The 11830-nt window shown below is 64.6% G+C and carries 11 protein-coding genes; 8 read left to right on the top strand and 3 right to left on the bottom strand.

All coding sequences use genetic code 11. The features are described from left to right. Nucleotide 1: 1 nt before the first annotated feature. The gene (locus ABIB80_RS24925; RefSeq protein WP_007599950.1) at nt 2-385 is read right to left on the bottom strand and encodes a cell division protein ZapA; all 384 of its coding nucleotides are present in this window, start codon (nt 383-385) and stop codon (nt 2-4) included. After that, complete coding sequence (locus ABIB80_RS24930) at nt 382-702, bottom strand: DUF4164 domain-containing protein (protein ID WP_026232773.1); 321 nt, start codon at nt 700-702, stop codon at nt 382-384. Before ABIB80_RS24930 ends, ABIB80_RS24925 begins: the two co-directional genes overlap by 4 nt. Nucleotides 703-990: 288 nt before the next feature. Between ABIB80_RS24930 and tkt the strand changes: the two genes are divergently transcribed. From tkt to ABIB80_RS24970, 8 genes are all read left to right on the top strand, one after another. Continuing rightward, the gene (gene tkt, locus ABIB80_RS24935; protein WP_354128650.1) at nt 991-2976 is read left to right on the top strand and encodes a transketolase; all 1986 of its coding nucleotides are present in this window, start codon (nt 991-993) and stop codon (nt 2974-2976) included. A gap of 146 nt (nt 2977-3122) precedes the next feature. Continuing rightward, nucleotides 3123-4130 (top strand): type I glyceraldehyde-3-phosphate dehydrogenase, encoded by a 1008-nt coding sequence (gap, locus tag ABIB80_RS24940; RefSeq protein WP_007599946.1) that lies wholly within the window; start codon nt 3123-3125, stop codon nt 4128-4130. Between the two features lie 148 nt (nt 4131-4278). Then, complete coding sequence (locus ABIB80_RS24945; RefSeq protein ID WP_007599944.1) at nt 4279-5475, top strand: phosphoglycerate kinase; 1197 nt, start codon at nt 4279-4281, stop codon at nt 5473-5475. Nucleotides 5476-5542: 67 nt separating this feature from the next. Beyond that, complete coding sequence (gene fba / locus ABIB80_RS24950) at nt 5543-6610, top strand: class II fructose-bisphosphate aldolase (protein WP_007599942.1); 1068 nt, start codon at nt 5543-5545, stop codon at nt 6608-6610. A gap of 254 nt (nt 6611-6864) precedes the next feature. Further along, nucleotides 6865-7890, top strand: coding sequence for a class I fructose-bisphosphate aldolase (locus tag ABIB80_RS24955; RefSeq protein ID WP_007599932.1), 1026 nt, complete (start codon nt 6865-6867; stop codon nt 7888-7890). A 3-nt stretch (nt 7891-7893) separates the two neighbouring features. Then, complete coding sequence (locus ABIB80_RS24960) at nt 7894-8583, top strand: thiamine phosphate synthase (protein ID WP_007599931.1); 690 nt, start codon at nt 7894-7896, stop codon at nt 8581-8583. A gap of 8 nt (nt 8584-8591) precedes the next feature. Beyond that, nucleotides 8592-9686, top strand: coding sequence for a tetratricopeptide repeat protein (locus ABIB80_RS24965; protein ID WP_007599930.1), 1095 nt, complete (start codon nt 8592-8594; stop codon nt 9684-9686). Nucleotides 9687-9771: 85 nt separating this feature from the next. Next, nucleotides 9772-10557 carry an inositol monophosphatase family protein gene (locus tag ABIB80_RS24970; protein ID WP_007599929.1) on the top strand — a complete coding sequence of 262 codons (786 nt, stop codon included), beginning with the start codon at nt 9772-9774 and terminating at the stop codon, nt 10555-10557. A 33-nt stretch (nt 10558-10590) separates the two neighbouring features. Here the strand turns inward: ABIB80_RS24970 and ABIB80_RS24975 are convergent, their stop codons facing one another. Further along, nucleotides 10591-11733 (bottom strand): AAA family ATPase, encoded by a 1143-nt coding sequence (locus ABIB80_RS24975; RefSeq protein WP_007599928.1) that lies wholly within the window; start codon nt 11731-11733, stop codon nt 10591-10593. Nucleotides 11734-11830: the final 97 nt, after the last annotated feature.

Consider the following 11830-nt stretch of genomic DNA (forward strand, 5'->3'; position numbering starts at 1 on the left):
GTCAGCCGATGGCGATCCCGTTGCCGACGGTGCGGTTCAGGACCTGGGTCGATTTCTCGATGCGCTCGGCCGCGGAGTTCAGTGCGTTCACGACCGCGGTCTGGGTCAACCGGGCGCGCTCGACGGCGGCGTTGCGGAAATCCCGTAACTCGGTCAGCTCCTGCTCCATGGTGCGGATGCGATTGCCGGCATCGACCAATTCGTCGCAGACGGTCAGCGCCGCCATCACGGTGAGCCTGGCATCACCGATCTCGCCGAACTTTCCGCGCAGCGACTGAATCCGCGTCTCCAGGCTTTCGGCGAGCTTGAGCAGCCGCACCTCCTGGCCTTCCTCGCAGGCCATGCGGTATTGCCGGCCGTTGATGGTGACGTTGATGTGGCTCATCCGTCCTCTCCGGTATCGAGCACCGAACGTATCGTAACGATCGCGGAATCCAGCCGATCGGAGATCTCGCGGCTGGAGCGCTCGAGCTTGCGCGCCTTCACCAGCGCGCCGTCGAGCTCGTCGGCAAGCCGCGAGCGGTCCGCGCCCAGCGCCTGGATCCGCGCCGCGAGCTCGTTCTCGTCGCGATCGGCGTCGCGCCGCCGCTCCACCGCGCTTTCGAGCGAGTCGAGCGCCGCCATGAGCCTGCGGGTCGCGATCTCGATCTCGACGGCCGAGGACTCGGTCATGGCAGAGCTGTTGGATACGCGATCGTTCATGCAGTCAGCGGCGGAACCTGTGGCCTATCCCCTGGGGGCTTGCCGTCCGGCAAAAGACTCGGTTCGGCAAGCGGTTAGAAGCAGAAATTTACGTGGCAAGCTAGCGGAGCGCAACGCCGCCACGAAACTATGCACTGCTAAGCAACTTTTGCGGCCAAACCGGCGTTTGATTGCCTTGGCCTGTCGGAACCGAGATGCTATCCCAGCCGCGACCCCAGCGGCCGAAAGGCTCCTTCCGGCGCGGCCAAATCCAGCCACAAGCGCCTCATTTCAGACGGATTTTCAGACATGACGCAGGTCGACCACAACCGTATGGCCAATGCGATCCGCGGCCTCGCCATGGACGGCGTCGAGAAGGCGAAATCGGGTCATCCGGGCCTGCCGATGGGCGCCGCCGACATGGCGACCGTGCTGTTCACGCAATTCCTGAAATTCGACGTCGCCGCGCTGGACTGGCCGGACCGGGACCGCTTCGTGCTCTCGGCCGGGCACGGCTCGATGCTGATCTATTCGCTGCTGTATCTGATCGGCAGCCCCGAGATGACGATCGACCAGCTCAAGGACTTTCGCCAGTTGGGGTCGCTGACGCCGGGACATCCCGAGCACGGCCACACCAAGGGCATCGAGACCACCACCGGTCCGCTCGGCCAGGGCATTTCCACCGCTGTCGGCATGGCGCTCGCCGAGAAGATGCTCGCCGCCGAGTTCGGCAAAAAGATCGTCGATCACCATGCCTATGTGATCGCTTCCGACGGCGATTTGATGGAAGGCGTGTCGCAGGAAGCGATCGCGTTGGCCGGGCACTGGAAGCTCAACAAGCTGATCGTGCTCTACGACGACAACGGCATCTCGATCGACGGTCCGACCTCGCTTTCCGATTCCGTGGACCAGGTGAAGCGGTTCAAGGCGTGCGGCTGGGCGGCCGAGAAGATCGACGGTCATGACCAGGCTGCGATATCAGCCGCGATCACGCGCGCTCAGAAATCAAACAAGCCGACGCTGATCGCCTGCCGCACCACCATCGGCTTCGGCGCGCCGCACAAGGCCGGCACCAACAAGGTGCACGGCGAAGCGCTCGGTGCCGACGAACTCAAGGCCGCCAAGGAAAATCTCGGCATTTCGCTGGAGCCGTTCTCGGTGCCCGACGACGTGCTCAAGGCCTGGCGCGCGGCCGGCAGCCGCGGCGCGGCGGCACGACAGGAATGGGAAGCAAGGCTCGGCGAACTCGGCAGCCGCAAGCGCGCCGAGTTCGAGCGACGGCTGCGCCACGAGCGCCCAGCGGCGCTGGCGAAGGCGTTCAAAGGCTACAAGAAGGAGCTCTTGGAAAAGCCGATGAATGCGGCGACCCGCAAATCCTCCGAAGCCGTGATCGAAGTGATTGCTGGCGCGATGCCGATGGAATTTCTGGCGGGCTCGGCCGACCTCACCGGCTCCAACAACAACAAGGCGAAGTCGGCAACCGCGTTCTCGGCCAAGACGCCGAAGGGCCGCTTCATCCATTACGGCATCCGCGAGCACGGCATGTGCGCGGCGATGAACGGCATCTTCCTGCACGGTGGTTTTGCGCCGAACGGCGCGACCTTCCTGGTGTTCACCGATTATGCGCGGCCGGCAATGCGCCTTGCCGCTCTGATGGGCACCGGCGTCGTCTATGTGATGACCCACGATTCCATCGGCCTCGGCGAAGACGGCCCGACCCATCAGCCGGTCGAGCATCTCTCAGCGTTGCGCGCCATTCCCAACATGCGCGTGTTCCGCCCGTGCGATTCCATCGAGGTTGCCGAGTGCTGGGAGCTCGCGCTCAACCGCATCGACGGCCCGACGGTGCTGGCGCTGACCCGTCAGAACCTGCCCCAGCTGCGCACCACCGCACCGAACGAAAGCCCCTGCCGGTTTGGTGCCTACGAACTGGTGGCCGCCCAGGGCGAAGCAAAGGCGACGCTGTTCGCCTCGGGCTCCGAAGTGGAGATGGCCGTGGCCGCCCAGAAGCAGCTCGCCGAGCGCGGCATTCCGACCCGGGTGGTTTCGGTTCCCTCGCTTGAGCTCCTGTTAGCGCAACCAAAGGAGCGCCGCGACGAGATCATCGGCAACGCCCCCATCAAGGTCGCGATCGAGGCCGCCGTGCGCTGGGGCTGGGACGCCGTCATCGGCCAGGATGGCGAATTTATCGGCATGCACTCCTTCGGCGCCAGCGCCCCTCTCAACAAGGTATTCCAGCACTTTGGCATTACCGCCGAGGCCGCGGTTAACGCCGTTCTGAAACGCGTTTCCTGAGAGTTGAGATTGCCGAAAAAAAGGACTACCTAACTCTCATATGATCAAGCCCCGCCCGGCCGAACCGGGCGTCCGCCCTAAAAAAACCCTCGCAGGCGCGCTAGCGCGTTGTGCGGGATGACAACGGTCATTGAAGGAGACGAAACATGGCAGTCCGCGTCGGAATCAACGGTTTTGGCCGCATCGGCCGCAACATCCTGCGGGCCATCGCTGAGTCCGGCCGCAAGGACATCGAGGTCGTCGGCATCAACGACCTCGGCCCGGTCGAGACCAACGCGCATCTGCTTCGCTTCGACAGCGTCCACGGCCGCTTCCCCGGCACCGTGACCGTCGATGGCGACACGATCAGCCTCGGCGGCAACAAGATCAAGGTGACCGCCGAGCGCGATCCCTCGAAGCTGCCCTGGAAGGATCTCGGCATCGACATCGCGATGGAATGCACCGGCATCTTCACCTCGAAGGACAAGGCCTCCGCGCATCTGACCGCCGGCGCCAAGCGCGTTCTCGTTTCTGCGCCCGCCGACGGCGCCGACGCCACCATCGTCTTCGGCGTCAACCACGACACGCTGACCCGGGAACATCTGGTCGTCTCCAACGGCTCCTGCACCACCAACTGTCTTGCGCCGATCGCCAAGGTGCTGAACGACCTCGTCGGCATCGAGACCGGCTTCATGACCACGATCCACGCCTATACCGGCGACCAGCCGACGCTCGACACCATGCACAAGGATCTCTATCGCGGCCGTGCGGCTGCGATGTCGATGATCCCGACCTCGACCGGCGCCGCCAAGGCGATCGGCCTCGTGCTGCCGGAACTGAAGGGCAAGCTCGACGGCGTCGCGATCCGCGTGCCGACCCCGAACGTCTCGGTCGTCGACCTCAAGATCGTGGCCAAGCGCGCCACCGATCCGAAGGAAATCAACGAGGCGATGAAGCGTGCCTCCGAGCAGCAGCTCAAGGGCATCCTCGGCTACACCACCGCGCCGAACGTCTCGATCGACTTCAACCACGACCCGCACTCCTCGACGTTCCACATGGACCAGACCAAGGTGCAGAACGGCACGCTGGTGCGCGTGATGTCCTGGTACGACAACGAGTGGGGCTTCTCGAATCGCATGGCGGACACCGCCGTCGCGATGGCGAAGGTGATCTAACTCCGCTCTCGTGTCCCGGACGCGATGCAGCGTGAAGCGCTGCGTCGCAGAGCCGGGGCCCATTCAACCGCGGGACTCGCCGCAATTTGGGTCCCGGTTCTGCACGGCGGCACTACGCGCCGCGGTGCGCCCGGGACAAGGGCCTCCGATGACCAACAAATTCCGCACCCTCGACGACGTCGACGTGAAGGGCAAACGCGTCCTGCTGCGCGTCGATCTCAACGTGCCCATGGAGAACGGTCGCGTCAGCGACGCGACCCGGCTCGAGCGCGTCGCGCCGACCATCACCGAAATCTCCGACAAGGGCGGCAAGGTCATCCTGCTCGCGCATTTCGGCCGGCCGAAAGGGCGCGATGGCAAGGACTCGCTCAAGCCCGTTGCCGAGGCGCTGTCGAAGGTCGTGAAGAAGCCCGTAGGCTTCGCCGACGACTGCATCGGCGAGCCCGCGGCCAAGGCCGTGGCGGCGCTGAACGACGGCGACATCCTCTGTCTCGAAAATACCCGCTTCCACAAAGAGGAAGAGAAGAACGATCCGGCCTTTGTCGCGGAGCTCGCAAAACTCGGCGACATCTGGGTCAATGACGCGTTCTCGGCCGCGCACCGCGCCCACGCCTCGACCGAAGGCCTCGGCCACAAGCTACCCGCCTATGCCGGCCGCACCATGCAGGCCGAACTGGTCGCGCTGGAGAAGGCGCTGGGCTCACCGACCAAGCCCGTCATCGCGATCATCGGCGGCGCCAAGGTCTCGACCAAGATCGACCTGCTCGAAAACCTCGTGACCAAGGTCGACGCGCTCGTGATCGGCGGCGGCATGGCCAACACCTTCCTGCACGCCCAGGGCGTCGGCATCGGCAAGTCGCTGGCCGAGAAGGATCTCGCCGCGACCGCGCTGCGCATCATGGAAAAGGCGGAAGCCGCCAACTGCGCCATCATCCTGCCGGTCGATGCCACCGTCGCCTATCATTTCGCGGCCAACGCGCCGTCGCACGCCTATGGCCTCGACGCAATCCCGGCCGACGGCATGATCCTCGACGTCGGTCCGCAGTCGATCGCACGTGTCCATGCCGCCATCGACGATGCGGCGACGCTGGTCTGGAACGGACCGCTCGGTGCCTTCGAGATGCAACCGTTCGACCGCGGCACGATGTCCGCCGCCAAGCATGCCGCCGAGCGCACCAAGGCCAAGAAGCTGATCTCGATCGCGGGCGGCGGCGACACCGTCGCGGCCCTCAATCAGGCCCATGTGGCCGGTCAGTTCACCTATGTCTCGACAGCCGGTGGCGCATTTCTTGAATGGATGGAAGGCAAGCCCCTGCCCGGCGTCGAAGTTCTGCGCACCAAGTAATCGGTCGGCAAGTCGTCAGCCGCCTTCAAGCAGTGGCCTTGCAGGCCCAAACGGGAGAAAAACACAGATGGCTCGGATCACGTTGCGTCAATTGCTCGACCATGCGGCGGAGAACGATTACGGCGTCCCGGCCTTCAACATCAACAACATGGAGCAGGCGCTGGCGATCATGGACGCGGCCAACCAGGTCGACGCGCCCGTCATCATCCAGGCTTCGCGCGGTGCGCGCTCCTACGCCAACGACGTCATGCTCAAGCACATGATGGACGCGGTGACCGAGATCTATCCGCACATCCCGGTCTGCGTGCATCTCGACCACGGCAACGAGCCGGCAACCTGCATGACCGCGATTCAGGCCGGCTTCACCTCGGTCATGATGGACGGCTCGCTCAAGGCTGACGGCAAGACCCCCGGCGACTGGGGCTACAATGTCGGCGTCACCAAGACCGTGACCGACATGGCCCATCTCGGCGGCATCTCGGTCGAGGGCGAACTCGGCGTGCTCGGCTCGCTCGAAACCGGCATGGGCGACAAGGAAGACGGCCACGGCGCCGAGGGCAAGCTCAGCCACGACCAGCTCCTGACCAATCCGGATGAAGCCGTGAAGTTCGTCCAGGAGACCCAGGTCGACGCGCTCGCGATCGCGATGGGGACGTCTCACGGTGCTTACAAATTCACCCGCAAGCCCGACGGCGACATCCTCGCCATGAACGTGATCGAGGAGATCCACCGCAAGCTGCCGAACATGCATCTCGTCATGCACGGCTCCTCGTCGGTGCCGCAGGACCTCCAGGACATCATCAACGCCTATGGCGGCAAGATGAAGCCGACCTGGGGCGTGCCTGTCGCCGAGATCCAGCGCGGCATCAAGAACGGCGTGCGCAAGATCAACATCGACACCGACAACCGCATGGCGATGACCGGCCAAATCCGGAAAGTGCTCAAGGACAATCCGGAAGAGTTCGATCCGCGCAAATACCTGAAGCCCGCGATGGAAGCGATGACCAAGCTGTGCAAGCAGCGGCTCCAGGAATTCAATACCGCAGGCCAAGCCTCCAAGATCAAGAAGGTGCTGACCACGGCCGAGATGGCCAAGCGCTACGCCAAGGGCGAGCTCGCCCCGAAGGTGGCGTGAAGCTGCTCTATCCTCCCCCTCTCCCCGCCCTTCGCGGGGAGAGGGTTGGGGTGAGGGGCTCTCTCCGCAGATGAGATGACTGCGGGACCTGTACCCCCTCACCCGGATCGCAAGGGCGATCCGACCTCTCCCCGCAGGCGGGGAGAGGTGAACAAGCCCTCCCCCTTACCCTGCGACGAACGTTAACTCGGCATTTGCCCGAGAACGGTCTATTTTCACCGGCAAGGGCAGAATCGTTTTGGGAGGACATCTCGATGAATCTGACTGAGCTCAACAGGATCGCGACCGCTCTGGTCGCGCCCGGCAAGGGCATCCTTGCCGCCGACGAATCCTCCGGCACCATCAAGAAGCGTTTCGACGCGATCGGCGTGGAATCGACCGAGGAGAACCGCCGCGACTATCGCGAGATGCTGTTCCGCTCGAACGAAGCCATGAGCCGGTACATCTCCGGCGTCATCCTCTATGACGAGACGATCTGGCAGAACGCAAAGGACGGCACGCCCCTGGTCAAGCTGATCGAACAGACCGGCGCCATTCCCGGCATCAAGGTCGACGAGGGCACGCAGCCCCTGCCGATGTGCCCGGGAGAGCTCGTCACCGTCGGGCTCGACAAGCTCGCCGAGCGCTTGAAGAAATATTGCGAGCGCGGCGCGCGCTTCGCCAAATGGCGCGCGGTGATCGATATCGGCAGCGGCATCCCCTCAATGACCGCGATCAGCGTCAACGCCCACGCGCTGGCGCGCTATGCAGCGCTGTGCCAGGCCGCGCAGATCGTGCCGATCGTCGAGCCCGAAGTGTTGATGGACGGCGATCACGACATCGATCGCTGCTATGAGGTGACGAGCCGTGTGCTCAACAAGACGTTTCAGGAATTGCGCGTGCAGCGCGTCGCGCTCGAGGGCATGGTGCTGAAGCCGAACATGGCCATCTCAGGCAAAAAATGCCCGAAGCAGGCTTCCATCGAGGAGGTCGCGGAGAAGACGATACGGCTGCTTAGGGCGTGCGTGCCCGCGGCGGTACCCGGCATCGCCTTCCTCTCCGGCGGCCAGTCGGATGAAGAGGCAACGGCGCATCTCAACTCCATGCACAAGCGCGGGCCCCTGCCCTGGGGCCTGACCTTCTCCTACGGTCGCGCACTGCAGGCCGCGCCGCAGAAGGCCTGGTCGGGCAAAGCCGAGAACGTCGCGGCCGGACAAAGCGCATTCAGTCACCGCGCGCGAATGAATGGCCTCGCCTCCAAAGGCGAATGGCAAAGCAGCCTGGAAAAGAAAGCGGCCTAGATCTTGTCGAACAAATCTCCTCCGCCGCGCCCGGCGCCGCGCCTTTATCTCGCGACGCCTGTCGTCGACGATCCCGCTTCGCTTCTCACGGAGCTGCCCGGTCTGCTCGCCGCCGCCGACGTCGCGGCCGTGCTGCTGCGCCTGAAGGAGACCGATCAGCGCACCATGATCTCCCGGATCAAGGCGCTAGCGCCGCCGGTTCAGAAAGCGGGCGCCGCGCTGCTCGTCGACGGCCATCCTGAGCTCGTCGCACGCGGCGGCGCCGACGGCGCGCACCTGCCCGGCATCGCCGCGCTGAAAGAGGCGCTGCCATCGCTCAAGCCCGATCGCATCGCCGGCGTCGGCGGGCTGACGACGCGGCACCATTCCATGGATGCGGGCGAGATCGGCGCGGATTACGTTCTGTTCGGCGAGCCCGACGCAAAGGGCCAGCGGCCGTCGTCGCAAGCGATCGCCGAACGGCTGGACTGGTGGGCCGAGCTGTTCGAGCCGCCCTGCGTCGGCTTTGCCCTGTCGTTGGAGGAGGCCCGCGAATTCGCCGCCAGCGGCGCCGATTTCGTGCTGGTGGACGACTTGATCTGGGCCGATCCGCGCGGACCCAAGGCCGCGCTGGTCGAGATCGACGCTGCGATCAAGAATGCTCATGCGACGGCGCTTGCGGGCCAAAATCCTGCGGGTCAGGAGCACGGCTAGCGCCCGTCATGAAGCTCCCGCGCATCACCATCCTGGCCACGCTGCTGCTCACAGTGCCCGCGGCCGCGCAGCTCCAGATCACGCCGCCCGTGGCAACGCCAAGCCCTTCGGCCGAGAAAACCAAGGACAAGCCGAAGGCCACGCCGCACACTATCACCAAGAAGAAGGAAGCGGCCCCGGCACCAAAGCCTTCAGCGTCCCCCAAACCTTCAGCCTCCCCAAAGCAGGCTCCGGCCGCGACCGTGATCCCTGCGCCTCCGACCGACAATCCCAACGTCGATCTGGTGTACGGCGCCTATCAGCGCGGCCAGTACAAGACCGCCTTCGAACTCGCCACCGCCCGTGCCGAAACCGGCGATGCCAAGGCGATGACCATGCTGGGTGAGCTCTATTCCAATGCCATGGGAATCCGGCGCGACTACGCCAAGGCGCTGCAATGGTACAAGCGCGCCTCCGACGCCGGCGACCGCGAGGCGATGTTCGCGCTCGCTATGCTCAGAATGTCCGGCCGCGGCGGCCCGGTCGACAAAAACGAGGCGGTCAAGCTGATGGCGTCCGCCGCCAAGCTCGGCGAGCCCAAGGCGGCCTATAACCTCGCGCTGCTCTATCTCGACGGCCAGACCCTGCCGCAGGACGTCAAGCGCTCCGCCGAGCTGCTGCGCCAGGCGGCTGATGCCGGCCTGCCCGAGGCGCAATACGCGCTCGCGACCTTCTACAAGGAAGGCACCGGCGTGCCGAAGGATTTGGAACGGGCGGTGCGTCTGCTCCAGGTCGCCACGCTGACCGACAATGTCGATGCCGAGGTCGAATACGCCATCGCGCTGTTCAACGGCACCGGCACGCCGAAGAACCAGCCGGCGGCCGTAGCCCTGCTCCGCAAGGCCTCCCGCCAGGGCAGCGCGATCGCGCAGAACCGGCTGGCCTGGGTGCTGATCAACGGCATGGGCACGGCCGTGGACAAGGTCGAGGGCTTCAAATGGCATCTGGTGGCCAAGACCGCCGGCAAGGGCGATCCGGAGCTGGACAAGCAATTGTCCGATCTGCCGGCCGAGGACCGGGCCAAGGCCGAGGCTGCCGCCAGGAAATGGCTCGGGGCCAAATGACTTGACGTTGAGGCCCCCGCAGGGCACCCCATCCCTCAAACAGGTGCGATTTCGCGCCATTTCCCCCGATCAAGACCGGAAGCTCATGCTGTATTCCGCAACTATCAACGTCATGGTCAAGGCCGCGCGCCGCGCCGGCCGCAGCCTCAAGCGCGATCTCGGCGAGATCGAGCATCTCCAGGTCTCGCTGAAGGGGCCGGCGAATTTCGTCTCGCTGGCCGACAAGCGCGCCGAGGAGATCCTCTACCAGGACCTCGCCAAGGCGCGGCCCGGTTACGGCTTCATCGGCGAGGAAGGCGGCACGCGCGAGGGCTCCGACAAGAGCCACACCTGGATCGTCGATCCGCTCGACGGCACCACCAACTTCCTGCACGGCATCCCGCAATTCGCGATCTCGATCGGGCTTTCGCGCGAAGGCACGATCATCGCCGGCGTGATCTACAATCCCGCCAATGACGAGCTCTACATTGCCGAGCGCGGCAAGGGCGCCTTCCTCAACGACCAGCGCCTGCGCGTGGCCGGCCGCCGCCAGCTCAACGAATGCGTGGTGGCCTGCGGCCTGCCCCATATCGGCCGCGGCGACCACGAGGAATTCCGCCGCGAGATGACCGCGATGCAAGAGCGCGTCGCCGGCCTGCGCCGCTTCGGCGCCGCCTCCCTCGACCTCGCCTTCGTCGCGGCGGGCCGCCTCGACGGCTATTGGGAGCGCAATTTGCAATCCTGGGACATCGCGGCAGGCATGATCATGCTGCGCGAGGCCGGCGGCACGATCACCGACATCGACACGCCGGGCGATGCCCTGGTGACGGGCAATGTCGTGTGCGGGAATGAGTTCGTGCACGGGGAATTGGCGAAGATTTTGCGGAAGTAGGCCGCAGTAGCACGACAGCTCGATCTACGACGGTTAAGAATCGTCGTCCTCGTCGGATTCCTCGTCGTCCTCGTCGTCGCGATATTCACCGCCGATGGTCAGGCCCTCGATCGCCGTGGCGCCCTTCGACTTGATCACCCGGCGGAGCGGGACCGAACTCTCGCTTCGCAGCGCGTCCATCAACTGTTCCGAATGGGTGACGATCCAGATGTCGGCGCGGCGTGATGCCTTGGCGACGAGCCGGGCCAGCGGCGCCAGCAGCGACGGATGCAGGCTGGTCTCGGGTTCGTTCAGCGCAATGAACGGCGGCAGCCGATAGCCCATGAACACCGCGAGCAGGCAGATGTATTTCAGCGTCCCATCGGATAGTTCATGCGCCCTGAACGGCCGCGGCATATCCGGCAATTGCAGATCGAATTCACACCTGCCATTTTCTTCCCATGCGCGGAGTTCGGCACCCGGGAATGCATCCTGGATCGCGTCCTGCAGGTCGTTGGCGTCTTCCCGAATGACATAGAGGGTCGCCAGGGTGGCCGCCAAATCGATTCCATCGGCGCTGAGCGAGGGCGTCGCGATCGCGAGACAAGGCTTTCGTATCGGTGACGCCGGATCAGTGCGGAAGTCATGATAGAATCGCCAGCCCAGCATCGCATTTCTGATCAGGTCGATTTCCGGACATTGCTTGCCATCGGAAAAAGCCGCAAGCGCGGTCTCTGACGGCAGCACCGCATCCTTGTGAGCGTTCCAGGCGCCGCTCTCGCCACGGACGCTGATAAGCGAATTGATCCGCTCCATCAGCTTGACCGTGCGTTTGCCGCGTGTCGTTTCGATCGTTTCAGCCTTGATCATCGGCTCGCCGGAAAACGCGGCCTGAAGCGGGCTCGGAAACCCGAGCTCGATGGAATACCTCATGCTGTCGAATGTGGCCGACAGCCGCAGCCGCCCGTCTTCGCCCTTTTTGCGAATGCCGGACCAGCAGACCGAATTCAATCCGCCTTCATCGGCGATCGTGCGGGTGATTTGACCGGTCGCCGCGTCGCGCAGCAGCGACAAGGACTTGTAGAGATTGGATTTGCCGACGCCATTTTCACCGACAAACACCGACAAGGGATGGATGGGTATGGAGAGCCGCCGAATGGAGCGATAGTTCGAGATCGCAATTTCGGTCGGACGCATGACGTGCTCTCGATCGGCGGGATGCCAGGGTATTCGCGGCGTGGTGCGAATACGTTGTTCAATCCAGGGATGCAGTCTGGATTGAGGCCTCCGAGAA

The sequence above is a fragment of the Bradyrhizobium sp. i1.15.2 genome (assembly GCF_040548425.1).
GTDB classification, from domain to species: Bacteria; Pseudomonadota; Alphaproteobacteria; order Rhizobiales; family Xanthobacteraceae; genus Bradyrhizobium; species Bradyrhizobium canariense.

What these genes read in the sequence shown, in the direction of transcription:
- fba (WP_007599942.1), top strand. Translation starts at nt 5,543, where the DNA reads ATGGCTCGGATCACGTTGCGTCAATTGCTCGACCATGCGGCGGAGAAC.
- ABIB80_RS24955 (WP_007599932.1), top strand. Translation starts at nt 6,865, where the DNA reads ATGAATCTGACTGAGCTCAACAGGATCGCGACCGCTCTGGTCGCGCCC.
- ABIB80_RS24965 (WP_007599930.1), top strand. Translation starts at nt 8,592, where the DNA reads ATGAAGCTCCCGCGCATCACCATCCTGGCCACGCTGCTGCTCACAGTG.
- gap (WP_007599946.1), top strand. Translation starts at nt 3,123, where the DNA reads ATGGCAGTCCGCGTCGGAATCAACGGTTTTGGCCGCATCGGCCGCAAC.
- ABIB80_RS24930 (WP_026232773.1), bottom strand. Translation starts at nt 702, where the DNA reads ATGAACGATCGCGTATCCAACAGCTCTGCCATGACCGAGTCCTCGGCC.
- tkt (WP_354128650.1), top strand. Translation starts at nt 991, where the DNA reads ATGACGCAGGTCGACCACAACCGTATGGCCAATGCGATCCGCGGCCTC.
- ABIB80_RS24925 (WP_007599950.1), bottom strand. Translation starts at nt 385, where the DNA reads ATGAGCCACATCAACGTCACCATCAACGGCCGGCAATACCGCATGGCC.
- ABIB80_RS24975 (WP_007599928.1), bottom strand. Translation starts at nt 11,733, where the DNA reads ATGCGTCCGACCGAAATTGCGATCTCGAACTATCGCTCCATTCGGCGG.
- ABIB80_RS24945 (WP_007599944.1), top strand. Translation starts at nt 4,279, where the DNA reads ATGACCAACAAATTCCGCACCCTCGACGACGTCGACGTGAAGGGCAAA.
- ABIB80_RS24970 (WP_007599929.1), top strand. Translation starts at nt 9,772, where the DNA reads ATGCTGTATTCCGCAACTATCAACGTCATGGTCAAGGCCGCGCGCCGC.